Source organism: Halomonas sp. (assembly GCF_034520545.1).
In the GTDB taxonomy this organism is placed as follows: Bacteria; Pseudomonadota; Gammaproteobacteria; order Pseudomonadales; family Halomonadaceae; genus Halomonas.
Genome location: NZ_JAXHNN010000010.1, coordinates 625,563 through 649,862 on the forward strand (window position 1 = coordinate 625,563; position 24,300 = coordinate 649,862).

Annotated in this window: 23 protein-coding genes and 1 pseudogene; 16 read left to right on the forward strand and 8 right to left on the reverse strand. The window is 62.5% G+C overall.

Annotated features, from left to right (window positions below):
- Nucleotides 1-28 precede the first annotated feature (28 nt).
- Nucleotides 29-352, reverse strand: coding sequence for a hypothetical protein (locus U5L98_RS11585; protein ID WP_322558446.1), 324 nt, complete (start codon nt 350-352; stop codon nt 29-31).
- 562 nt (nt 353-914) lie between these two features.
- Between U5L98_RS11585 and U5L98_RS11590 the strand changes: the two genes are divergently transcribed.
- Nucleotides 915-1,328: a hypothetical protein gene (locus U5L98_RS11590; protein ID WP_322558447.1), complete on the forward strand. Its 414-nt coding sequence runs from the start codon at nt 915-917 to the stop codon at nt 1,326-1,328.
- A 104-nt stretch (nt 1,329-1,432) separates the two neighbouring features.
- Here the strand turns inward: U5L98_RS11590 and U5L98_RS11595 are convergent, their stop codons facing one another.
- The gene (locus U5L98_RS11595) at nt 1,433-1,933 is read right to left on the reverse strand and encodes a YgjV family protein (RefSeq protein ID WP_322558448.1); all 501 of its coding nucleotides are present in this window, start codon (nt 1,931-1,933) and stop codon (nt 1,433-1,435) included.
- Nucleotides 1,934-2,163: 230 nt separating this feature from the next.
- Here U5L98_RS11595 and U5L98_RS11600 point away from each other — a divergent pair, with 230 nt between their 5' ends.
- From U5L98_RS11600 to U5L98_RS11620, 5 genes are all read left to right on the forward strand, one after another.
- Nucleotides 2,164-2,442 carry a peptidylprolyl isomerase gene (locus U5L98_RS11600; RefSeq protein WP_322558449.1) on the forward strand — a complete coding sequence of 93 codons (279 nt, stop codon included), beginning with the start codon at nt 2,164-2,166 and terminating at the stop codon, nt 2,440-2,442.
- A 128-nt stretch (nt 2,443-2,570) separates the two neighbouring features.
- Nucleotides 2,571-2,777, forward strand: coding sequence for a DUF6494 family protein (locus tag U5L98_RS11605; RefSeq protein ID WP_151444125.1), 207 nt, complete (start codon nt 2,571-2,573; stop codon nt 2,775-2,777).
- A gap of 7 nt (nt 2,778-2,784) precedes the next feature.
- Nucleotides 2,785-3,708, forward strand: coding sequence for an ABC transporter ATP-binding protein (locus tag U5L98_RS11610; RefSeq protein ID WP_322558955.1), 924 nt, complete (start codon nt 2,785-2,787; stop codon nt 3,706-3,708).
- Entirely contained in the window at nt 3,705-4,466 is a 762-nt protein-coding gene (locus U5L98_RS11615) for an ABC transporter permease (RefSeq protein WP_322558450.1), read from the forward strand. Before U5L98_RS11610 ends, U5L98_RS11615 begins: the two co-directional genes overlap by 4 nt.
- A gap of 148 nt (nt 4,467-4,614) precedes the next feature.
- On the forward strand, nt 4,615-6,621 hold the full coding sequence (locus U5L98_RS11620) for a vWA domain-containing protein (RefSeq protein WP_322558451.1): 2,007 nt from the start codon (nt 4,615-4,617) through the stop codon (nt 6,619-6,621).
- 104 nt (nt 6,622-6,725) lie between these two features.
- Here the strand turns inward: U5L98_RS11620 and U5L98_RS11625 are convergent, their stop codons facing one another.
- The 5 genes from U5L98_RS11625 to U5L98_RS11645 all read right to left on the reverse strand — a co-directional run bounded on the left by U5L98_RS11625 (nt 6,726) and on the right by U5L98_RS11645 (nt 12,356).
- Entirely contained in the window at nt 6,726-7,535 is an 810-nt protein-coding gene (locus U5L98_RS11625; protein WP_322558452.1) for an alpha/beta hydrolase, read from the reverse strand.
- Between the two features lies 1 nt (nt 7,536).
- Nucleotides 7,537-9,309, reverse strand: a complete 1,773-nt coding sequence (locus tag U5L98_RS11630) for a putative bifunctional diguanylate cyclase/phosphodiesterase (protein WP_322558453.1) — start codon at nt 9,307-9,309, stop codon at nt 7,537-7,539.
- Between the two features lie 245 nt (nt 9,310-9,554).
- On the reverse strand, nt 9,555-10,190 hold the full coding sequence (locus U5L98_RS11635; protein WP_322558454.1) for a hypothetical protein: 636 nt from the start codon (nt 10,188-10,190) through the stop codon (nt 9,555-9,557).
- A 71-nt stretch (nt 10,191-10,261) separates the two neighbouring features.
- Nucleotides 10,262-11,257 (reverse strand): hypothetical protein, encoded by a 996-nt coding sequence (locus tag U5L98_RS11640; RefSeq protein ID WP_322558455.1) that lies wholly within the window; start codon nt 11,255-11,257, stop codon nt 10,262-10,264.
- 97 nt (nt 11,258-11,354) lie between these two features.
- Complete coding sequence (locus U5L98_RS11645) at nt 11,355-12,356, reverse strand: hypothetical protein (protein ID WP_322558456.1); 1,002 nt, start codon at nt 12,354-12,356, stop codon at nt 11,355-11,357.
- A 173-nt stretch (nt 12,357-12,529) separates the two neighbouring features.
- On the opposite strand from U5L98_RS11645, the gene U5L98_RS11650 reads away from it, so the two are divergent.
- The 7 genes from U5L98_RS11650 to U5L98_RS11680 all read left to right on the forward strand — a co-directional run bounded on the left by U5L98_RS11650 (nt 12,530) and on the right by U5L98_RS11680 (nt 18,137).
- A complete protein-coding gene (locus U5L98_RS11650; RefSeq protein WP_322558457.1) occupies nt 12,530-13,045 on the forward strand; it encodes a molybdopterin-dependent oxidoreductase in 516 nt (171 codons plus the stop codon).
- A complete protein-coding gene (locus tag U5L98_RS11655; protein ID WP_322558458.1) occupies nt 13,045-14,130 on the forward strand; it encodes a hypothetical protein in 1,086 nt (361 codons plus the stop codon). Before U5L98_RS11650 ends, U5L98_RS11655 begins: the two co-directional genes overlap by 1 nt.
- Nucleotides 14,105-14,506 (forward strand): sensor histidine kinase, encoded by a 402-nt coding sequence (locus tag U5L98_RS11660; protein WP_322558459.1) that lies wholly within the window; start codon nt 14,105-14,107, stop codon nt 14,504-14,506. The genes U5L98_RS11655 and U5L98_RS11660 overlap by 26 nt, the downstream gene beginning before the upstream one ends.
- Nucleotides 14,493-14,894, forward strand: a complete 402-nt coding sequence (locus U5L98_RS11665; RefSeq protein ID WP_322558460.1) for a response regulator — start codon at nt 14,493-14,495, stop codon at nt 14,892-14,894. The genes U5L98_RS11660 and U5L98_RS11665 overlap by 14 nt, the downstream gene beginning before the upstream one ends.
- Nucleotides 14,895-14,967: 73 nt before the next feature.
- Nucleotides 14,968-15,975, forward strand: coding sequence for a nucleoid-associated protein YejK (gene yejK, locus U5L98_RS11670; RefSeq protein WP_322558461.1), 1,008 nt, complete (start codon nt 14,968-14,970; stop codon nt 15,973-15,975).
- Between the two features lie 131 nt (nt 15,976-16,106).
- Nucleotides 16,107-16,691: an NAD(P)H-dependent oxidoreductase gene (locus tag U5L98_RS11675; RefSeq protein ID WP_322558462.1), complete on the forward strand. Its 585-nt coding sequence runs from the start codon at nt 16,107-16,109 to the stop codon at nt 16,689-16,691.
- Nucleotides 16,692-16,934: 243 nt separating this feature from the next.
- Nucleotides 16,935-18,137: a GGDEF domain-containing protein gene (locus U5L98_RS11680; RefSeq protein ID WP_322558463.1), complete on the forward strand. Its 1,203-nt coding sequence runs from the start codon at nt 16,935-16,937 to the stop codon at nt 18,135-18,137.
- A gap of 732 nt (nt 18,138-18,869) precedes the next feature.
- Here U5L98_RS11680 and trxC read toward each other — a convergent pair.
- Entirely contained in the window at nt 18,870-19,307 is a 438-nt protein-coding gene (gene trxC / locus U5L98_RS11685; RefSeq protein ID WP_322558464.1) for a thioredoxin TrxC, read from the reverse strand.
- Between the two features lie 198 nt (nt 19,308-19,505).
- Here trxC and U5L98_RS11690 point away from each other — a divergent pair, with 198 nt between their 5' ends.
- The 3 genes and pseudogenes from U5L98_RS11690 to U5L98_RS11700 all read left to right on the forward strand — a co-directional run bounded on the left by U5L98_RS11690 (nt 19,506) and on the right by U5L98_RS11700 (nt 23,705).
- Nucleotides 19,506-21,014: a putative bifunctional diguanylate cyclase/phosphodiesterase gene (locus tag U5L98_RS11690; RefSeq protein WP_322558465.1), complete on the forward strand. Its 1,509-nt coding sequence runs from the start codon at nt 19,506-19,508 to the stop codon at nt 21,012-21,014.
- Nucleotides 21,015-21,026: 12 nt separating this feature from the next.
- Entirely contained in the window at nt 21,027-22,811 is a 1,785-nt protein-coding gene (locus U5L98_RS11695) for an ABC transporter transmembrane domain-containing protein (RefSeq protein WP_322558466.1), read from the forward strand.
- A 394-nt stretch (nt 22,812-23,205) separates the two neighbouring features.
- Nucleotides 23,206-23,705 (forward strand): annotated as a pseudogene (locus tag U5L98_RS11700) (aconitase family protein).
- Nucleotides 23,706-24,300 lie beyond the last annotated feature (595 nt).

The window sequence follows — 24,300 nt, forward strand, 5'->3', positions numbered from 1 at the left end:
GTCTGCGCCTCGACCACGGCGAAGGCGCTCAAGCGGCCACACCGCTTTCCATGGCGGCCTTGGCCACCGCCCCCGTTTCCGGCACCGTGGTGGTCGCCATGTCGACGATGGCACCCAGCCCCAGCACTGCCGTGCTATTACTGATCACCGCCACCAGATTGCTGCGCGCGGTGTACTCGGCCGCATTCAGGGGATCGCGTTCGATCTCCTCGCAGGCCGCCACCAACCCAGGCGAATAGGCCAGCGACAGGTCCCGCTGGCTGGCCATGGGCTTGATCGCCTGAATCGCCAGCTTGCCGGGGCGGAGAAATCGATGGTACTGCAGGGCGCTGTCGCGCAAATCGTCTGCCATGTACTTGACCTCTTTCGCTTTCCAGTTGCCGCGACAACAGCGTAGATGGCCATTTTGCCGATCTCGGGCTCGAGCTGCTGCCACCCCCATTGGCCGAGCCGCACCTCCCTGCCCTCGGGCTCGGCTCGATCAGCCGGTAGACTTCAAGCTAGTCGAAAGGTGAACGGACCTGCCAGTACCTCGAGTGTCGACGACGCTTGCGTTGAAAACTGACCCGCAAGACTTGGCCCACCGGGTCTTAACACGGATGAACGCATATGCTGCCTTTGGCGCCATAGCCACTTTGGGTCGAGAGCAGCAACTCCCTCGCGCTGCAAGCAGCGCTCCCACGAAGAGCTGCTGTGAATAGAGCCACGCAGGGCAAGACCGGATAGATCGGGCAGCCTGATCTGCCTCTCCAGCACCCAGGCTCAGTAAAAAATCGATTCTCGCGAAAAAGATGTGAACCGAAACCCGACGAGCTACGACCCATAAGGGAAGCAAACGAGCTAAGCTCAAGTCTGCTGTATGGATCTACCCTCCAGGCTCTTTCACAACCAGAACCAAAAATGGGAGCAACAAAATGAACGTATTCAACCACAAGGCTCAGGCAACGGCGCTACTTTCTTCAACACTCATGCTGGGAGTGTCCATATCCAGCCATGCCCTTTCACCCCAGGCGGCTATCGAACAAGGACTGATGAAGGAGTTAACGGAGTATTCGCTGAGGTGCGGCGATGGCACCACACATTATTCTTACAATCCCTCGTCGCTACATCCCTCACTGTGTGATGGCCATGGCGGCGTATACGGCGGTGGTGGTGGCGGTGTTGGTGGAGGCAAGGGGGATGTGGGCACTGTCATCGGCGTTGATAACAACCCAGCCGGTCTTCGGACGAACAACAACCCCACCGGGGTCCACGCCGATAAAGCACGCCTTCGTGCAGCCCCTGCACAGGATTACAACTCAAGCCGTTCCAATAAACCCAGCGAGTAATCCCCCGGTCATCACGCCCCCTGCCCCGGCCACTGCGCCGGGGCTTTCAGGTCCGTCATCCAAGCCATCCTCACCTTCATGACCAGAAGGGCAGCATGCCAAGGCTATCGACTCGCAGCGGCCGCCTGGAGGCGGCGCTTCTTGTGGTCGCGGTACATCGCGCGCAGGTTGCCTGCACTCAACAGCGTCTCATTGGTGACGGCAATCCAGGAACCGACGATCATCCCGTTGAAGGCGAAGCTCGCATAGCCGGCGAGAAAGAAGCAGCGAACCCACATCACCTCTCGCATGAGGCCGCCCACGACGAAGAAGGTCGAACCGATCGCCACCACCCAGCCCGATAGGGACATCGCCATCAGGGCGCCGATCAGGTAAAGCAGCAGTGCCACGGCGGCCACCCGGCGCCGCGGACGAGCGGCGACCCCGAGGTTATAGGCAACCCCCACCAGCAGGATGGCGCTGGTCTCGTACGCCTCGAGCATGGCGAAGTGGATGGACCACAGTCCCAGGGCAACGGATATCGCCCGCAGCAGGCCGGCCCGGGTATGGGACTGCAGCGCCACGATATGGGTCAGGCATGCCACCACGCCGATTACCCAAACCATCTCTCTTGACCTCCTGCCTATCACTGGTGCCGTTTGCGATCATCGTGAGACATCCCCTGCCACGGCGATCTCGCTGGGATCTAACAAACCGAGCCGGGGACATGGCGTGCACCGTCTGACGGATCACTCGCAACGCAGGCTCAATCACCGCCGATAAGGTCCACCCGGTTGGGTCGGCATGCTATCCTTGCGCTTTTAAACCTGCATCAGATAACCCTTAAGGAGGCCTCATGGCCAAGGCAAGCGCACGTCATATTCTGGTGGACAGCGAAGCGAAGTGTAACGAACTCAAGGCGGAGATCGAGGGCGGTCGCGACTTCGCCGAGGTCGCGCGCGAGCACTCTTCCTGCCCTTCCGGCAAGCAGGGCGGCGAGCTCGGCACCTTCGGCCCGGGCCAGATGGTGCCGGAGTTCGACAAGGTGGTGTTCGAGGGCGACGTGGGCAAGGTACACGGCCCGGTGAAGACCCAGTTCGGCTACCACCTGCTGGAGATCACCGACCGCAACTGAGCGCCCCGCGCGTTCCAGTCGATGCCGTGCATGGTCGCCATGCACGGTTTTTCTTGTACAACCCCTGTATCACCCCGCCAGTCGGGTTAGACTAGTAACCCCAGCGATCACCACAGGAGGAGCCGCGAATGAACGACGAGGCCTTTCAACACAGCATCCGCAAGCTGCTGAAGAACGTGGGCGTCACCACCCAGCAAGAGATCGAGAAGGCTGTTCAGCAAGCGCTCGCCGACGGGCACCTCAAGGGTGACGAGCGGCTGCCGGCACGGGTGACCGTGGAGGTGGATGGCCTGAGCCTGGCGCTCGATTTCGACGGAGACATCACCCTTGAGTGATGCGCCGATGATCCGTGTCGAGGGGCTCTCTAAAACCTTCTCGGATGGCTTCAAGGCGCTGGTGGATGTCGATCTCACCATTCAGCGGGGCGAGATCTTCGCCCTGCTTGGCCCCAACGGCGCGGGCAAGACGACCCTGATCAGCGTGATCTGCGGTCTGGTCAACGCCAGCCGCGGCCGGGTGCTGGTCGATGGCCACGACAACGTCAACGACTACCGCGCCGCCCGGGAACTGATCGGCCTGGTGCCCCAGGAGCTGACCAACGAGGCCTTCACCACGGTGTGGGACACGGTGAGCTTCAGTCGCGGGCTGTTCGGCAAGCAGCAAGACCCTGCGCACATCGAGAAGGTGTTGCGCTCCCTGACTCTGTGGGAGAAGCGCAACAGCCGGCTGCTGGAGCTCTCCGGCGGCATGAAGCGCCGGGTGCTGATCGCCAAGGCGCTGTCCCATGAACCTCAGGTGCTGTTCCTGGACGAACCCACCGCGGGCGTGGACGTGGAACTGCGCCGCGAGATGTGGGAGGTGGTGCGCAGTCTGCGCGACCAGGGAGTGACCATCATCCTCACCACCCACTATATCGAGGAGGCCGAGGAGATGGCCGACCGCATCGGGGTGATCCGCCGCGGGGAGATCGTGCTGGTGGAGAACACCCACGCGCTGATGCGCAAGCTCGGCAGCAAGGAGCTGACCCTGCACCTGCAGGAGCCGCTGGAGGCAGTGCCGGAATCACTGGCGGGACACGGCCTGGAGCTCGCTAACGAGGGTCATGCGCTGGTCTACAGCTATGACGCGGCCCGCCAGGAAGGGGGGTCTTCGATCTCGGGGCTACTGGCCGACCTCGAAGCAGTAGGGCTGCGGGTCAAGGACCTGCACACCCGCCAGAGTTCCCTGGAGGATATCTTCGTCAGCCTGGTTCAGGAGCGCGCATGAACCTGCAATCCGTCAAGACCCTGTATCGCGCCGAGATGGCGCGCAGCCTGCGTACCGTGCTGCAGAGCATCGTCTCGCCGGTGATTTCCACCTCGCTCTACTTCGTGGTATTCGGGGCGGCCATCGGCACCCGGATCAGCGAAGTGGATGGCGTCAGCTACGGGGCCTTCATCGTGCCAGGCCTGATCATGCTGATGCTGCTGACCCAGAGCGTGGCCAACGCCTCCTTCGGCATCTTCTTTCCGCGCTTCTCGGGCTCGATCTACGAGATCCTCTCGGCGCCGATGTCCTATGTCGAGGTGGTGATTGGCTATGTCGGCGCGGCAGCCACCAAGTCGATGATCCTGGGGTTGATCGTGCTGGCCACGGCCCGGCTCTTCGTGCCCTATTCCATCGAGCATCCCCTGATGATGCTGGTCTTCCTGGTGCTAACGGCCACCACCTTCAGCATGCTGGGCTTCATCATCGGCATCTGGGCCGACGGCTTCGAGAAACTGCAGCTGGTGCCGCTGCTGGTGATCACCCCGCTGACCTTCCTCGGCGGCACCTTCTACTCCATCGACATGCTGCCGCCCTTCTGGCAGACGGTGACCCTGGCCAACCCGGTGGTCTACCTGATCAGCGGCTTCCGCTGGAGCTTCTACGGCATCAGTGACGTCAGCCCGGTGGTCAGCCTGCTGGTGATCCTGCTGTTCCTGGGGGCGGCGCTGGCGGTGCTGCGCTGGATCTTCAAGAGCGGCTACCGGCTCAAGCCGTAAAAGCCACCTCGACTTCGGAAATGCTGACGCGATCCTGCTCGGCACGTCCGCTAAAGCCCTCCCTCTGCCCCCATCGAAATGAAGGGGGCACGCCAACACCACCCTTGGCTATGCTGTGCGTTGATGCTTAGCAAACTGGAGGTGCTGCATGGCCCGCTTGAGCCGATCCGTTTCCCTGCTTCCCGCAATATTGCTGCTGAGCGCCACTCCTGCCATGGCCGAACGCGTGGGGGTCATGGTGCTCGATGCCTCGGGCTCCATGTGGAATCGCATGGAAGGCGACATCACGCGCATCGAGGTTGCCCGCGACGTAATCGACGAATATCTCCAGGATCGCGACCCCGAGGTTCCCCTGAGTGTCCTGGCCTATGGCCACAACCGCCGAGGCGATTGCGGGGATATCGAGGTCATCGCCGCCATGGAGCTGCAGGATGCCGATACCCTGGCGGACCAGATACGCGCCCTGAATCCCCAGGGCATGACACCGATCGCCGACAGCCTGCGTCTCGCCGCCGAGCAGATTCCCCGCACCGCCGAGGCCGCCGACATCATCCTGGTAACCGACGGGCTGGAGACCTGCGACGGCGACCCCTGCGCCGAAGCGGCACGGCTGGCGGAGCAAGGGCTGGCGATTCGCGCCCATGTGGTGGGCTTCGGCCTCACCGATAGCGAGATTCAGCAGCTTTCCTGTGTGACAGAGCAAACCGGCGGGGAGCTCTTTCAGACCAACTCCGGTGCCGAGTTGGCAAGCGCCCTGAGCCAGGTGGAACAGGCCGCGGCCGAACCCGTCCCTGAACCAGAGCCAGAACCCGAACCAGAGCCGGCACCGCCGCCCGCCGCCGAACTGACCGCACCCGATGAAGCCCCGGCGGGCTCGGTGATCGAGGTATCCTGGACGGGGCCGGACGACGACAAGGACTACGTCACCATCGTCGAGGCCGGCGCTCCAGAGGGCAGCTACACCGACTATACCCGTACCAGCCGTGGCTCACCGCTGACGATTACCGCCCAGGATGCCCTTGGCAATTTCGAGATCCGCTACGTGCATCAGCAAAGTGGCGAAACCCTGGCCAGCCACCCCATCACCCTGACACCGGTGGAAGCCAGCCTTTCCGCCCCCGAGGAAACCGTGACGGGCTCGGTGGTCGAGGTGGAGTGGGAGGGCCCCGACAATCCCAAGGACTACATCACCATCGTCGAGGCCGGGGCGCCCGAGGGCAGCTACCTCGACTACACCCGCACCAGCCGGGGGTCTCCGCTGACGATTACCGCGCCGGATGCCCTGGGCAACCACGAAATCCGCTACGTGCTCCAGCAGTCCGGACGCACCCTGGCCAGTCACCCCATCAGCCTGATCCCGGCATCCGCCAGTGTCACGGCTCCCGAGGAGGCCGTAGGGGGCTCGGTAGTCGAAGTGGAATGGGAAGGTCCCGACAATCCCAAGGATTACATCACCATCGTCGAGGCCGGGGCTCCTGAGGGCAGCTACCTCGACTACACCCGCACCAGCCGGGGGTCGCCGCTGACGATCACCGCTCCGGATGCTCTGGGCAACTTCGAGATCCGCTACGTGCTCCAGCAGTCCGGGCGTACCCTAGCCAATCAGCCGATCAGCCTGATCCCCGCCACGGCGCAATTAATGGTCAACGAACCCATCGTGCCGAGCGGCGAATTCCAGGTGGAGTGGACCGGCCCCGACAACCCCAAGGACTACATCACCATCGTCGAGGCCGGCGCCCCCGAGGGCAGCTATACCGACTATGTGCGTACCAGCAGAGGCTCGCCGGTCACTCTGGATGCCCCGGAAGTGCCGGGTGACTACGAGGTCCGCTACGTGATCCAGCAATCGGGAAGGACCCTGGCCAGCGAGCCGGTCAGCGTGGGGGCCGGTGAGATCAGCCTGGCCATCGAGGGCACCCCCGAGGCCGGCGGCGTGGTCACGGTGAACTGGCAGGGGCCGGGACGCTACGAGGACTTCATCCAGATCGTCGAGGCGGGCAGTGCCCCGGATGCTTCCGCCATCCGCGAGGCCCGTGCCAGCCAGGGCAGCCCCTTGCAACTCTTCGCACCCAGCGCAGCGGGCGACTACGAGGTCCGCTACAAGGCCTCGGACAGCGGCGAGGTGCTGGAAAGCTTGCCTTTCACCCTCGAATAAGGCTCAACACTCACAGCAGTGCTACTTGACGAATAAGGCCAGGGAAGGCCTGCATGGCAAGCTTAAGAATTGAAGACCCTCTACGTGATGCGTATTGCTTGGCATCAAGGGTTCATCCAAGCCCTGATCTCCCCCAGGACCAACGCCGGGTGCGTCATGTGAATGCAATGTCCTTCCGTCGGCAGTACCCGCAAGGTGCTCTGCGGCATACGGGCGTGCATGTACTTCCCAACGCCCTCGTTGGCCAATGAATCCGTCTTGCTCTGCAGCAGCAGCGAGGGATGTCTAGCCTGAGGAAGCAGGTGCCGGTAGTCGGAAAAGAAGGTGGCCTGGGCGAATGTCTTGCCCACCAGCGGATCGGTGGAGCAGAGACTTGCCGTCATCTCCCCGATCAGCACCTCGGAGCTATTGGTGCCCATCACCAGGGGCGCGAGATAAGTGGCCCAGCCGATGTAGTTCCTGTCCATCAGGCTGATCAATTCTTCCAGATCTACACGCTCAAAACCGCCGTGATAGTCCGGCGGATCATTCAGAAAACAGGGCGAAGGGCACACCATGATATGGCTGGCGAAACGCCCGGGTTCGGCGATGGATGCCATCAGGCCGAGAGTGCAACTGATCGAATGGCCGACGAAGTGAACATCGGCAAGTTCGAGCGCGTCGCAGATTTCGTTGATGTCTTGGGTATAGCCTTCCAGCGAGCCATAGCGTGAGCGGCTGAACGCGGACAACTGAGACTGGCCGGAGCCCACGTAATCAAACATCACCAGAGTGTAGTGAGACCTCAGCTCCGGGGTGAGGTAATGCCACATCGTCTGGTCGCAGCCAAAACCGTGAGCGAGCATCAGCGTCTGTGGCCCGGAACCGATGACATTGACGTTGTTGCGAGCAATGATTTTCTCTTTCGTCAACACGTTACGTATCCTCCTTCCACTTGGCATCGTCCTGGTCACCAGCGGCAAGGAACTTGTGGTGAAACCCATCCTGGCGCCAGTCATGGACCCAGGACTCGAGAGCCTGGGCAGGCATCGGCCTGGCAATGTAATACCCCTGGCCCCACTCGCAACCGAGATCGATAAGACGCTGGCCATGCTGCCGGGTCTCGACACCCTCGGCGATGACATCGCACTGGAAAGCGCGGGCGAAGCCAATGACGCCCTTGATGATGGCCAGATCGCCAGCGTTTATCAGCATATTCTGGACGAAACTGCGATCGATCTTGAGAGTATCCATCGACAGATCCCGCAAATGCCCAAGGGTCGAATAGCCTGTGCCAAAGTCATCGAGCGAGACCCCTATGCCGAGCGACTTGCAGTCGTTGAGCACCGAGGATATGTGATCAATGTCTTCAATCGTGCTGGTTTCAAGCACTTCAAATTCCAGTTTGTGCTTTGGCAACCCCGGAGCGTCAGCGAGCATCTGCCCGAGATCGTAGAGGAAGTCCGGGTATTGCAGGTGGTATCCGGCGATGTTGACACTGACATGCAGATCCAGACCCTGCCTTTGCCAGTTCTGAAGCTGCACCATTGCTTTTGCGATGACCCATCGCCCAAGCACCAGCCCTACCGGAGTATCACTGACGGTGGGCAGGAAGGTCGCAGGCCCCATCAGGCCATGAACAGGATGATTCCAACGCAGCAGTGCTTCGACACCCAGCACCTGCCCGGTCCGCATGTTGACCTTGGGCTGGTAATAGAGTTCGAACTGGCCGGCGTCCATGGCGACACGGATGGCTGAGAGTTCCTCGTTCCTGTCCCTCAGGAATCTTTCCTGATCTACATTGAACAGGCAAAGCTGATTTCCTCCCGCGATCTTTGCCTGGTACATGGCCTGGTCGGCCTGACGCATGAGCTGGTCGGGGTCGATCTCTTTCGTTTGTGGATACAGGGTCACACCTACACTTGCCGAGATCTGCAGGGACAGGGAATCCACCTCGAAGGGCTCAGCGAGTTGCTGAATCAGCCGGTTGAGGGACTCTTCCGCCGTATTGGTGTTGAAATTACCGTGCATCAAGACGACAAATTCATCGCCGCCGAAACGGGCAATCGAGTCGTCATTCCTGAGGTTTTTGGCCATCCGTTTGGCCACCAGACGCAGCAGCTTGTCACCCGTGTGGTGACCGTTGCGGTCGTTGATCTCCTTGAAACCGTCCAGATCGACAAAAGCCAGGGCAAACGCCAGCTCACCGGCTTTCGCGCTCCCGATCTGCTGGTTCAGATGGCGTGTCATCGCGGTTCGGTTGGGCAAACCCGTCAGTTGGTCGGTATCCGATAGGGTATGGAGCTGGGAAACCTTCTGCTGGAGAAGATCCCTGGCTTCGGCAATCTCCCCGAACATCTTCTCTCCCTGGCTGGCACTGGTCAGGCTCCAGAAGATACGTTCACTGCCGGCCTCGTCGCGCCGTACATTGACCACCACGGGCAAGGCATCCCCAGAACGGGTCACCAGGTTGAGCCGGATTTCGTCGCAATGGCCTTCGCGCATCAGCAGGGGTATGAGGTAACTGTCGTAGATGATCTGGGAAGCCCGACTGAACAAGGTGAACAGGTCTGCTCCGGCCAGGTACTCGGCGGGATAGCCAAAATGCGTCTCGACGAACGCATTGCTATATAGAATCTGACGCTTCAGGTCAGACACCAGGCAGCCGACGGGAAAGTCGTCGAGCGAGAACACGTTCTGCGTATTCATGAACAGTTCCCGAATGATAGCAGCATGGGTGCGGAGCTCCGGGATGAATGGGGCATAATAAAACACTGTGGCCGAAATCGGCTTGCAGGTCGATTATCGAATTTTAATTAATTTTTTTAACCCAAAGCGAAGACATGGGCATCGATCAATCAAAAAGGCTGCGGCGAGGCATTAGCCTCGCCGCCTTTCGCTTGTAACACGTCCGTAAAAAACCGCCAAGGTCGGGAAAACGTTGCGAGCAGACCTCAGCGCGCAGCCTGCTCCCGGACGGCCTCCATATCCCATGCCTTTAGCAGTTCCACGGCGGGTTCCTGCGAGTCCAGCTCCTGGCCGTTGACCTGCATCAGGATACGGCCATCCATCAGGAAGGAGACTTCGGCGCTGCCCCGCTCGGGTTGCCACTTGAGCAGCGCGGACTCACGCCCGATGCGGATACGCTCCATGTTGGGCTGGGCGGCGATCATCGCCGGATTGCTGAACATGGCCGACATCGCCTGAATCATGGGGTTGTCGATCATCAATTTCGCGGTCATCCGACCGCTACCCGATTCCTGACGATATTCGCGCTCCAGCATGCTGCCACCCCCGCCGAACATGGCTGCCGCCCCACCGCCACCGGCGGACTCCACCGTACCGGCACTCCACCCCTCGGGCGCCTCGGGGAAGGTCTCGGCGATGCGCTCCGACACCAGCTTGCGAATATCGTTGATGGCGAACTCGAGCTCGGTGATGGCCGCGCCATACTCCTGTTCCTGATAAAGCTCCAGACCCAGCTCAATCTGCTCGACGACTTCATCGGTTTGCGCCTGTGCCTGCGCAGAGACCAGGCCCAGTGAGGCGACCAGCGCTCCCGACGTCAACAACCCTATGCCCCGCTTCATGTCGTACTCCTTTCTTCGTATTGGGGTTATCACTGCACGAAACCCCGCCATGGGTGGCGGGATGGAATCCCTCAGGTTCGAGAATCGGCCGCTGAGGCACCGGCTTCGCCGGACGAGGGGCGCTCAGTGGATTCGGCCGCCTTCTGCTTGAGCTTGCGAAACTTCTTCGACATACCGTCGAGTTTAGCATCCCATTCGGGATCGGGTTGCTGCCCCTCGATGGTCTTGAAATAGGCCTGCATCATGCAGGTAATAGCGAAGGGTTCCAGCAGCGCCACCTTGACGCTCCAGGCGAAAAGCAGCGCCACGATAACCCCCGTGGCGGACCAGCCGCCGGGAATCATGTAAGCCACCAGGGCCGCCGGAGCCAGCATGATCAGGAACACCAGGAACGAGAGACCGTAGACGATCAGCGCCAGCCAGGCAGCGTTCTTGAGCATCGGCTTGGCATTCTGGCCGTAGAGCACGAGGGCATCACGGGAGGAGGCCCAGGCATTGTCGGAACGCGTCTTGATGCAGTAGGCCAGGATCACCTCATCGATGAACCCTACGGCTATCTTCAGGAAAGCTTCGATGATGCGAATGAACTGGCGCGCACCGGGAATCGGCAAGAACCCGAAGATTCCGCGCATGAGGCCTGTAATGGCACGCAGCACCCCCTTGATCAGCTGGTCGATGCCGAACAGCAGGCTGGCCTGGCCGAAACGCTCCTTGATTACCGTCTGTGCATGGTCGATCTGACCGCGCCCTTCAGGCAAGGTCTGGCCGTCGAGCAGTTCCACTAGTACGGCGATATGGCCCGCCTTGACGACGTAGAGCAAATACTCGCGCAGCACATACATCACCGCTCCAACGATCCCGAACCCGATCGCACCGCCCCAGAAGGTGCTGGCGGCGCGGAAACCCTCGTCACCGAAGCCGCCGATGCCCCAGCCGACGCCGGCTCCTACACCGGTCATCAGTACATAGGCCAGCGCCGCACCGAAATAGACGACCAGCCGAAAGAGGATGAAGGGCAGCGTGCGCAGCATGAGCCCCAGTGCCTGTCCAATACGAAAATCCCACATCGCCTTGCTCCTTTTCGTGGGAAGGTGCCAAAAGATCCGCAATGCCCTGGATGGCACTCTCCCCCTCAATTATGAGTTATCGATTACCCGTTTGCAGTTACCCGTTCTGGGTTCCGGGTGCCGCCACCGGATCAGGATCACTGGCTTCCATGCGCAGATAGGCCTCCAGTTCACCGCGAATATCCTCGAGGATGTCGTCGGCGTGGGTAATACGCATATAGAAGATAGAGAAATAGATCACCTTCACCGAGGTGGTCATGCGTTCCAGCACTACGCTCAGCAGCTTGGAGATCCATACCGCGACAAGAATCGGCAGCACCGAGATGGGCAGTGTTTCCGGAAGCGGGCCGGAACCGGCCAGGGCGGTACCCGCCAGAGGGTCGCCCAGAAGATAGCTGGGCAGGCTATCGCCCACCCAGATGCCGATGACAAGCCCCATCAGCAGCGTCAGGGCATAGACGGGAAACATGATGGTCCCCACGGCCCGAGAGGCCACATCGATCCCGAACACACCCACCAGCGTCTCGGGCACGCTCTCCCTGAGTCGACCCATGCGTGACACGCTTTCACGGATTCCATGGCCATCGACCACCACCGAGGGCAACAGGTAGTGGTTGACCAGATCCCACACCTCACGCAGGCCCTTCAACAGCAGCGACATCAGTACGCCGACGGGACCGGAACGTAGCGTCCAACTGAGCATGCCGCTGAGCAACATATCGAGCAGGGCAATTCCTCTCGCGCTCCCCTTCAACGTCTTGACCTTGGCCTTGGCGTCCGCGGCGGATCGACGCTGGCCCTGCAATGCCTCGGTGACAAGCCAGCTCTGCCGCAACTCCTGGCGTGTGTAATAGAAATACTTATAGATGAACATCCCCAGACTCAACAGCAGGGGCAAGGTGCCGCCATTGTTCCCCCAGATACTGATCACGCTGTAAAAGAACAAGCTGACCATCACCACGGCGTAGAGGGACATGCGAATCCAGGGCCGCAGAATGCCCGGGTCGCGCCCCACGAGGCTGAAGGTATGCTTGAGCAGATAGCCGAGTTGCTCGACGCGTTCCTTGATGCCGGGTTGGCGCAATGTGCCGGTTGTCATGGCGTGTACTCCCCATGTCCTTGACTGAATGCCTGCCCGACAACATAGCGCCTTGCCCTGATGCCGGCCCCCTTCATTTGAAGGGGGTAGGCGCGCAAGCTGGAGGCTAGGATCAATAGCCACCGGCATGGCCTGGGCGAAGACACCTCAACATTGTGAATAGCGGGAGAAACATGATGCTGATCAGGCACTGCCTTATCGTGGCCACGTTGCTCCTGGCGGGGCCGGGACTGGCCCAGAACCCTGCAGGGCCACTTGCCTCCCCAGAAGGAGAGGTCAAGCTGGTTGTCAGCGGGCGGATAACAGCCACTAACCAGGGTGGCGAGGCTCATCTCGATCTCGATTTGCTCCAGACGCTGCCGCGTCGTGAACTGACCACTTCCACGTCCGTTACCGACGGCGTGAACCAGTTCGAAGGCTTTCTGGTTCGTGATCTACTGGAGTGGCTCGGTACCAGCGGCGAGACCGCCGTCGCCATCGCGCTCAACGACTACATCGTCGAGATCCCCGTAGAGGACTTTTACGACTACGACGTCATCCTGGCTACGCATATGGACGACCAACGACTGACCCGTCGCGACAAGGGCCCGCTGTGGATCATCTATCCCCGCGACGACCATGCCGAGCTCCAGGACATCCGCTACGACTACCGCTGGGTATGGCAGCTCCACCGTCTCGAGATCGAGTAATGCCCAGGCTGCGCCCCTTTCCCATCTATCTGGTCGCCAGCCTGGCCATCCTGGCGTTCTCTGCCTTCCTGGCCTTTGCGCTCATTCGGCTGTTCCAGGTCGAGAACGACATGCGCGACAACGTCGACGAGAACATGCTGTGGGTGGTCACTCAGGCACAGGTCGCCAGTCACCGGCTGGACCAGGCGGTGAGCCGACGCGCGCTGGGGCACCGCGACGAGGACCCCGAACTGCGTCTGGACATCCTCTCCAGTCGACTGACGCTGATGGACGACGGACCCCAGCGCCGCTACCTCGCTTCTCAAGGACTTGAGGCCCCGCTAAATGCGGCACTTGATGATCTCCAGGCCCTGCTGACAACCGTTGACGACATCAAAGGCGAGGCGCGCTTTCGTCCCGACACCCTGATGCCGCACCTCGATAACCTCATGGCCCGCCTCAATCGCATCGCCAATGCCGTCATGATGGCCGAGTGGGAAAGCACCGGTGCCCGTCTGGATACCTACCGCAGCAGCCTGTTGCAGGTCATCGGTTCCGTCGTCGGCATCACGCTGAGCGGACTCGCCCTGGTGCTGTTGCTGGTCCATGCCCTTCGCCAGCGACGCCTCGCCCAGCGGGCACTGACGGCACACCGCGACCAGTTGGAGGGAGAAGTCGCCAGACACATCAGCCGCTACAAGGAAACCGCCGATGCCCTGGCCCGCGCCTTGAATCGTGAACGCGGGGTCAGCGAGTTCTACCGCAGCTTCGCGGCTATGGTTTCGCACCAGTTCCGCACCCCGCTGGCAGTGATCGATTCCGGGCTGCAGCGCCTGCTTCGCCGCAATCGACACTTCACCGCCGAGCAACGCAAATCGACACTTCACCGCCGAGCAACGCAGCGAGCGCTATCAGCGGCTGCGCGAAGCGGTGGAACAGATGACTCGCCTGGTAGAGTCGTCGCTGACCGCGGCGCGACTCGATGGCCAGCAAGTCGAGGCCCTGCCGACCCGCCATTCGCTGGTGTCCATCGTCGATCACCTCTGCCGCCTTCAGGAAGAGGCGAAAGGCGTCGAACGGTTGACCACGACGCATGGCAGCCCTGAGGCCTTCGCCTGGTGTGACCGCGCCCTCACCGAGCAGGTGCTGGCCAATCTGGTCTCCAATGCCCTCAAATATTCCCCCGCCGGGCAACCCGTGCGCATCACCACGGCGCAAGAAGAGGGACAGGCAGTGTGCCGAGTAGCGGATGGGGGCCCGGGCATTCCCAGCGCCGAGCAGGCCCGACTCTTCGAACGCTTCTTTCGTGGCAGCAATGCGGCAGGTACCGATGGCATCGGCCTGGGGCTGAACATCGCTCGCCACCTGGCGCGCATCCAGCAGGGCGACCTGGAGGTGAGATCCGCCCCCGGTGAAGGGTCCGTGTTCATTCTACGGCTGCCCGCCGCCAACCAGGAGGAATGGCCCGATGTCACAGCCTGAACGCGCCCACCAGCGAGCGCTGATCCTCTGCGCAGAGGACCAGGAGGACCTGCGCACCGACATCTGCGAGGAACTCAGGGAGGCCGGCTACGCGGTACTCGAGGCCGCAGATGGCGAGGCGACGCTGCAGCAGATAGATGCCAGCGCACCTGATCTCATCCTCTGCGATATCAACATGCCCGGCCTCAATGGCTACGACGTACTGGAAGAAGTGCGCGAGCGTCGCCCTCATCTGGCCGACACCCCCTTCATTTTCCTGACCGCGCTTTCCGATCCATGCGATATCGTCGATGGCAAGCGCAGCGGCGCCGATGACTACCTGGTCAAGCCCATCGACTTCGACCTGCTGCTGGCCGGGTCGATGACCGCCTATCTGGAAGGGCGCTGACAGCAGCGCGCCTATCGGCGGCGCCTTCCTGCGGGTATCATTTTGGCCCTCGTCCATCACCGCGGGAGGCGCCATGCCGATCCTCAACGCCATCGTTCATCGCATCGAGAAGACCGCCGGCGAGACGCCGATGAGCCTGGTACCCGCCACATCGCCGTTGCCCGCCTCCCCGGCCCTGGACGACCTGCTGGCCGGCTTCAACGATGCCTTCAATGCCAAGCCCAAGGCCTGGGGCCACTTCGCCGAGACGACCCCTGAGGGCGAGGTGAGTTCGCCCTTCGCCAGCGAACTGACGGGCTACCTCGAGGGGAGCCGTGACTTCACAGTGCTCTCCCGCGACCTGGCGCAGCGCATCGCCACGCTGGTCGGCGCCCACCTCTCGCTCTCTGGCGACCTGCTGGTGCTCCACCACCAGGTCGGCGATGCCCGCTTTCTGAGCTTCGCACTGCTGCACCACCGGGAGGGCTTCGCCATCGATGAGGCATTGCAGGTGGTACCGGCGCGCCAGCTCAACCTGACCCAAATGAGCCTGGCCGCGCTCCTCAACCTCAACCAGTGGCAAGCCGGCAACTCGAAACAGTACCTCTCCTGGACCCGCGACCGCGGTGGCAAGAAGCTCGCCGAGGGCTTCGCCGCTCTGCTCGGCGCCGAGGAGGGCGTGGATGCCAGCGGCGAGACCCGGACCCTGCTCAAGGCCTTCAGCGACTACGTCGAACAGGAGGACCTGCCCGAGGAGGCCAGCCGCGAAAAGACCGACGCGCTGATCGACTACGCCAGCGACCAGGCACGCCGCGGCGAGCCGATGACCGTTGAAGCGCTTTCGGAAGTGCTCGACGAGCAACAGCCGAAGGCTTTCTATGACCATATCCGCAACGCCGACTACGGGCTCTCCCCGGAGATTCCGCCGGACAGGCGCACCCTCAACCAGTTCCGCCGCTTCACCGGTCGCGCCGGCGGGGTATCGATCAGCTTCGACTCCCACCTGCTCGGCTCCGGCGTGGAGTACGACGAGGACCGCGACCGGCTGATCATCAAGCAGGTGCCCAAGCAGCTGCGCGAACAACTCAAGCGTCAGGGCTGATCCGAGGAAGGCACTGCCTGCCAGGAACTGACAACGAGGCAAACAGCTGCAGATGGCCGCTGTGCCGTGATCCGCGGGCATCCGTTCCACTATGCTATGGCACTGACCCACGCCGCCACGAGAGAGACGCCATGCGCCGCATCCTGATCCTCCAAGGCCACCCCGATGCCAGGCTCGCTCACCTGCTGCATGTTCTGGCCGAGCACTATCGCCTGGGCGAAGAGGCGGCGGGGCACGACGTGCGCACCGTGCAGATCGCCGACCTGGATTTCCCGCTGCTGCGCAGCCAGCAAGCCTGGAGCGAAGAGCGCATGCCGCCCTCCCTCGACGAAGCAGCCGACGCCATCCGCTGGTGCGAGCACCTGGTGCTGTTCTTCCCGCTGTGGCTCGGTGACATGCCCGCTCTGGTAAAGGGATTTCTCGAGCAGGTGATGCGACCCCACTTCGCCTTCGAGTACCAGGAAGGCAACCCTATGGGTCGCAAGGGGCTGAAGGGACGCTCGGCGCGTGTCGTGGTGACCATGGGCATGCCGGCCGCGATCTACCGCCATCTCTATCGCGCCCACAGCGTGAAGTCGCTGGAACGCAATATCCTGGGGTTCGTGGGCTTCGCACCGGTACGCGAGACGCTTATCGGGTCGGTTGAGACGCTCGATTCAAGCGACTGCCGCAAGTGGTTCACCCGCCTGGAGAAGCTGGGTGCCAAGGCAGAATAACGACTGAATTTGTTCTAATCCATAGCTAATACTTGCTGCGTAAGTGATCGCTTACACTGGATGTGAGCCTCTTTTGACAATTACTCGAGATAGCTGGCGAGAAACAAAAATTCTCGCCATGCTCCCCTCTAAGGTTGCCTCAAAGCGCAGGCATCGACGGCAGGAGTTCATAAAGAAATTTGCTGAGGGGAGCGCGGTCGGCCTTCACATGTACGACACGTACCGGCCCTCGAGGAAGTGCGAATGGGCACCACCACAAGGAATAGTAACCAACTCGACTGGCGGGGCGAATTTCGGGACTCCGCAAAGGAGGCCCTTTTCCGACGAACCATGCAGGCCCACGACGCCTGCCAACTACGTCACGCTCTCGTGGTGGCCACCGGTCTGTTCCTCGCTTTCGGCCTGACGGACTATAGTCTGCTGGGCTTGAGCGATGCTTTCTTGATGTTACTGACCATGCGCAGCGTGGTCGCCGCCAGCTTCCTGTTGCTGGCTTTAGCGGTATGGCGGCGACCCTCCTTGGCCCAATCTCCACTTCCGATCAACCTGGCCTGCCTGCTGGCCATCAGTGGTTTGCTATTCACCATTCCCCTGCGGACGGATGGTGTCATGACAAATCTTGCTTCGATCGTAGCCGCCAGCATGGCTCTCTACCTCTTCATACCCAACCGTATACCCTGGATGCTAGCCGGCAACAGCTACCTGCTCGGCGGCTTCCTCATCTCAATGGTTGTTTGGTCACCACTGCCGGGCGGGGTCTTGGTGAACTACGTGCTACTACTGAGCTTCGTCAATCTACTGTGCTTGCTGACGGTATCCAGGATTCATCGGCTACAACGCGCCCAGTTCGACAACCTGCTGGAAGAACGCTCGATCAACCGTCAACTGAAGGAAGAGATCGAGCATCGCAACAAGATGGAACAGCGATTGCGCCATATCGCCAGAACTGACGAATTGACGGGAATCACCAACCGCCGACATTTCTTCAAGCTGGCCGAGCAGGAGCGCCGCCGAGCCCGCCGCGACGGTACCCCCCTCTCGCTGTGCATGGTGGATATCGACTACTTCAAGTCCATCAACGATGTACATGGTCATGCCATCGGCGACCTGGCACTGACGGTGGTCTCCGCCCGCTGCCAGTCGGTACTGCGCGACAGCGACATAATCGGCCGCTACGGAGGTGAGGAGTTTGTCATCGCTCTCCCGTTGGCCAACCTGACCACGGCTCGGGAAATCGCCGAACGGCTGCGTGAGGCCATATGCCTGACCCCCCTAGAGGTCGAGGGCATGTTACTAGACCTGTCAGTGACAGTCGGCATCAGTCGGGTCGGTGATGGTGAGACCAGCATCGACCCTGGCCTGCTGCGCGCCGACCGTGCCCTTTATAAGGGCAAGAAGAGCGGTCGCAACTGCGTGGTGGTGCCCCGGAAGATCACGAGCCATTGATACTGAAGAGCATACCGATGACACACGAACCCGGTGCGATTCCAGTCACTTCTCCAGCTGCAGCACCTGCCGCCGTCGATGCCGACGGGAGATTTACCAGCGATTCATAAAGATGGTCAAGGTAGGCACGCAGCGGATATCCGTATCCAGCGGTATAAGGCTGCCTTCTTTCCCGCCGCCGCCATGCAGGGGCCTCCATAAGCGGCTATCGTAGCGGCAACGCCTGTGAACAAGAACTCCATGGCCTCACCACCCGATTCCCGCGTGCTGCTGCGTCTGCTCGGCCTGCTGCGCTCCTATCGCTGGCAGCCTTTGCTCTCGAGCGTCGCCATGCTGCTGGAGGCATCCAGTAGGCTGGTCATCGACCCCGGGGTTTCTGGCGGCGGCCCGGAACCAGGCTCAACCAGACACTGGCGACGCAGTCCCTGTTCGGCTCTTCCTTGTCGCTGGCGGTTCGCAACCTCGTGATGCTGGTGAGCACGGTGAACCTGATGCTGGTGAATCAGCCCTGGCTCTCGGCAATCGTGCTGCTGAGAAATCCCCGCCACGGTGCTGCCGACCCTTTGGTTCAGGCGCCAAGTGCGCCGCCTCTCGCGCCTCGGCCAGGAGCTGGCAACGGCGCGAAGGGGAGCGATAGCCGCTCCCCTTTCCAGTGCGTGGCTGATACTCACCCTGCAAGCAATCGCCTGTGGCCTTCCGCACCAACCCTGCCGCCTAAAATGCCGATGGCCTTCACGCCAGGTGCGGTTCGAGCCACTGCCTCAACTGCGGCCCCTGCAGCACTCCTGGCTGGCGGGCGACTTCCCTGCCGTTCCTGAAGACGATCAGGGTAGGAATGCTGCGGATGCCGAAACGTGCCGCCAGCGCCTGTTCGGCCTCGGTATCGAGCTTGGCGAAGCGCAGGCGGGGCTCAAGCTCGCGGGCGGTCTCAGCGAAGATCGGTGCCATCATCTTGCAGGGCCCGCACCAGCTGGCCCAGAAATCCACTACCACCGGTAACTCGCTACGCTCCACCAGGGGGTGAAAGTTGTCGCTGGTGAGTGGCACCGGCTCTCCAGTGAAGAGATGCTGCTTGCATTTGCCGCAGGTCGGGCCATCGTCGAGACGATTACGGCTGACGCGGTTGATGGCGCTGCAACGGGGGCAGCCGAGGATCACGGAATCTGACACGGGACGTCCTTTCAAGGAGGTGTGTAAATCGCAATATGATTCCGACCACTGTCCGCTTCAAGGGGGTTGGGTTGCGTCGATCACGAACATGCACACACTTCGCTAAGATGAGACACTCGACGCATCGCTTGCGGCGGCTTGCCGAAAAGCCGAAAACCGCTTTGCCTCCATCCTGGACCCGCCAGGGGACCGACCCATATGACGACTGATATCGATGTTGCCCATGCCAAGATTCATCGACTCAGTCGACTCTACCTGACCCTAAGCCGCTACGACGGGGAGCGCTTCCCGGCTGAGCTGTCTACATCGGTCTTCCAGATGCAAAGCGGTGAAGTGCGCACCAGCATGCTCATCCGTGACATCACCGAGCGCAAACGCAATGAAGCCCAGCTGGCCTATCTCGCCCAGCACGACGCCCTGACCGGCCTGCCGAACCGTCTGCTGCTGACTGATCGACTCGACCTGGCCGTTGCCCAGGCCAGGCGTTCCGGTACCTTACTGGCCCTGATGTTCCTGGATCTCGACCGCTTCAAGCAGGTGAATGACCTCATGGGGCATGAACTCGGTGACCAGGTATTACACCAGGCGGCGCAGCGCCTGAAAGCTTGCGTCCGCGCCTCGGATACCCTGAGTCGTCAGGGGGGAGACGAATTTCTCCTCGTACTGCCGGATATCGGTTCACCCGAAGCGGCCGTTCCGGTGGCCAGGAAATTGCTGGACGCCCTGGTCATGCCCTTCTACCTGGGCGACAGCGAGCTGGTATTGAGCGGCAGCATCGGCATCGCCTGCTATCCCGAGGATGGTACGGATGCCGATTCATTGTTGCGCAATGCCGATGCGGCCATGTACGTGGCCAAGGACCTGGGACGTAATTGCTACCAGTTCTACTCCCCGGCCATGAACGAGCGAATACGCGAACGCTTGATGCTGGAGATAGACCTGCGCCGTGCCATCGAGGGCGACCAGCTGTTCCTGGCCTATCAGCCGCAGTTCGATTTCGCTATCCAGGGTGTCATCGGCCTGGAGGCTTTGGCCCGCTGGCAGCATCCGACCCTGGGGCTGATTCCGCCCGATCAGTTCATCCCCATGGCGGAAAACAGCGGGTTGATCGTGCCGATCGGTGCCTGGGTCCTCGAGACCGCCTGCCGGCAGCAGGCCGCCTGGATGGCCGAGGGCCTCGTCGATGGCCCCATGGCGGTGAACGTCTCCATGTGCCAGTTCCGGCAGCCGGATTTCATCGAAAAAGTCACCGACGCCTTATCTAGAACCGGACTGCCGGCGTGTCATCTCGAACTCGAAGTGACCGAGAGCGTGTTCATGCAAGACCTCGACAGGGCGATGCAGACCCTGGAAGCCCTGCGCTCGCTGGGTGTCAAACTGTCCATCGATGACTTTGGTACCGGCTACTCGAGTTTGAGTCATCTCAAGAAGCTTCCCATCTACCGCCTGAAGATCGATAAATCCTTTATACAGGGGCTGCCTCTCGATCAGGAAAATGCCGCCATCGCCGATGCCATCATCAGCATGAGCAAGAGCTTGGGACTCGAGGTAGTGGCCGAGGGGGTCGAGACTCAGGAGCAGGCCCGCTACCTGCACTCCCTGGAATGCGACGCCGGGCAGGGCTATCTCTTCGCCAGGCCGATGGCGGCCCGGGAATGTACCGACTTCCTGCGTGACTGTGCCGGGGCGACTCCTGTGCCTTACTGATACGAGACCCGAATGACCCAACGCCCCGACCCGCGAATCCTGCTGCGACTTCTCGGCCTGCTGCGCCCCTATCGTTGGCGACTGGTGCTCGCAGGCGTCGCGCTGCTACTGGCGGCGTCCAGCGTCCTGATCCTGGGCCAGGGCCTGCGGCTGGTCATCGACCAGGGGTTTCTGGCGGCGGACCGAGCCAGGCTCAACCAGGCACTGGGGATGCTGCTCGTGGTGGTCAGTGTCCTGGCGATGGCCTCGGCGCTGCGCTATTACCTGGTCACCTGGATTGGCGAGCGGCTGGCCGGAGACTTGCGACGCCGGGTCTTCGACCACTTGCTGGATCTCGAGCCCGGCTTCTTCGAGGCCAGCGACGGGGAAGGCGGCGGGGCCGGTGAGATCACCTCGCGCTTGACGGCGGACACCAGCGTCCTGCAGACACTCTTCGGTTCCTCGCTGTCGCTGGCGTTACGTAACTTGCTGATGCTGGTGGGCTCGGTGATCCTGATGCTGGTGACCCAGCCCTGGCTCTCGGCTATCGTGCTGCTGGGCATTCCCGCCACGGTGCTGCCGATTCTCTGGTACGGCCGGCGGGTACGCCGCCTGTCTCGCTTCAGCCAGGACCGGGTGGCGGAATTGGGCCGCTATGCCGGCGAGGCACTGGCGGGAATTCGCACCGTCCAGGCCTTTCATCACGAAGATATCGAGCGCCACGACTATGGCCGGCGGGTGGAAGAGGCCTTCGCCAGTGCTGTGCAACGCACACGCCAGCGCGCCTGGCTGACCGGCATCGCCATGCTGGTGGTCTTCGCCGCCGTGGGGGTGATGCTGTGGCAGGGGGGCCAGGCGGTGCTCGCCGGTACCATGACCGCTGGCGAACTCTCCGCCTTCGTCTTCTATGCGGTGCTGGCGGCCGGGGCCGTGGCCACCCTGGCCGAGGTCGCCGGGGACGTCCAGCGCGCCGCCGGCGCAGCCGAGCGACTGCTTGAGCTGCTGGACACCCGGCCGACCATCCATGCACCGATCAATCCCAGGCCTTTGCCCGAGCCGGTACGGGGAGATATTCGCTTGGAAGGCGTGGACTTCACCTATTCGGGCCGCACACAAGCCGCCCTGGCAGGGCTCGACCTGCATGTCCGCCCCGGCGAGCGGGTGGCGCTGGTGGGGCCGTCGGGCGCCGGCAAGAGCACCCTGCTCGCGCTGCTGTTGCGATTTCACGATCCGGACAGCGGCATCGTTCGCCTCGACGGGATCGACCTGCGCGACCTGAACCCCCAGGACCTGCGCCGCCACCTAGGCCTGGTCGCCCAGCAGCCCACGCTGTTCACCGGCAGCGCCGCCGAGAACCTGCGTTATGGCAAACCCGGTGCCAGCCTGGAGGAACTCCGAACGGCGGCCCGAGATGCCAACGCCCTGGACTTCCTCGAGGCCCTGCCGCTGGGCCTGGATACCCCGCTCGGTCCCGGTGGCGTCCAGCTCTCCGGTGGCCAACGCCAGCGCCTGGCCATCGCCCGGGCACTGCTCAAGGCCCCCAGGGTGCTGTTGCTCGATGAGGCGACCAGCGCCCTGGACGCCGAAAGTGAACAGCTGGTGCAGCAGGCTCTCGACCGCCTGATGCATGGCCGCACGAGCCTGGTGATCGCTCACCGGCTAGCCACCGTAGTCGCTGCCGATCGCCTACTGGTGCTGGATCAGGGCCGGCTAGTGGCGAGCGGTCGCCACGATGAACTGCTCGAATCGAGCCCGCTGTACCGTCGTCTCGCCGAGCTGCAGTTTGGCCAGACCCCGCGTTCGCAGAGCACGGCTTAGCCAGGGTAAGTCATTGTCCCTCCAGCGCCACTGCATTTCCGGCGACTGCTAGACTGAGACATACATCCTGGCAGGAGCGCACCATGTCTGGCCTCAATGTGACCCGCAAGCTGATCGATGCCCATCTGGTCTCCGGCCGCATGACCCCGGGTGAAGAGATTGCCCTGACCATCGACCAGACGCTCACCCAGGACGCCACCGGCACCCTGGTGATGCTGGAGCTCGAGGCGATGGGGCTCGACCGGGTCAAGACCGAGCTGTCGGCGCAGTACGTCGACCACAACCTCATCCAGGAAGACTACAAGAACCCCGACGACCACCTGTTCCTGCAGCAGCGCCTGCGCAACGGTTCGGCGTCTGGTACAGCCGGCCGGGCAACGGCGTCAGCCATCCGGTGCACCAGGAGCGCTTCGGCAAGCCCGGGCAAGACGCTGGTCGGCTCGGACAGCCACACGCCGGCGGCCGGCGCGCATCGGGATGCTCGCCATCGGCGCCGGGCGGCTGGAGGTCGCGCATGGCCGATGGCCGGCGAGCCGCTGCGATCACGATGCCCGAGGTCTGGGGCGTCGAGCTCGCCGGCGAGCTGCCCGACTGGGTCAGCGCCAAGGACGTGATCCTGGAGATGCTGCGCCGCCACGGCGTCGACGGCGGCGTCAGGCGATCATCGAATACTACGGACCAGGGCTGGCGGGTCTGTCGGCCATGGACCGCCACGTGATCGCCAACATGGGCACCGAGCTCGGCGCGACGACGACCGTGTTTCCGTCCGACGACGAGGTGCGGCGCTTCCTGCAGCGCCAGGAGCGCGAGGACGATTGGCGCGAGCTCCTGGCCGACGAGGACGCGACTACGACGTGCACGAAGCGATCGACCTGTCCGAGCTGGAGCCGCTGATCGCCATGCCCATCGAGTCCGGGCAACGTCGTGCCGGTACGCGAGGTCGCCGGCGAGCCCTTCTACCAGGCCTACGTCGGCTCGTCGGCCAATCCCGGCTATCGCGACTTCGCCGTCGTCGCCGAGATCGTCGAGCGGCAAGCAGGTCGCGCATCCAGCGTGTCGCTTCGACGTCAACCCCACCTCGCCGGTCAGATCCTGGAGAACCTGATGCGCGACGGCCACCTGCCGACGCTGCATCCAGGCCGGCGCGCGGATCCACCAGGCCGGCTGCAACGGCTGCATCGGCATGGGCCAGGCGCCCGCCACCGAGCCGCAACAGCCTGCGCACGGTGCCGCGCAACTTCCCCGGCCGCTCCGGCACCACGGAGGACCAGGTCTACCTTGTCAGCCCGGAGACCGCGGCGGCGTCGGCGCTGACCGGCGAGATCACCGACCCGCGCACGCTGGACATGGACTACCCACGCGTCGAGCGAGCCCGACGACGATCACGATCAACGCGCGAGATGCTCGCGCCGCCGCCGCGCCGAGGACAGAGGCCGAGGTGGAGCTGGTCAAGGGCCCGAACATCGCGTCGCTGCCGGACCTCGACGAG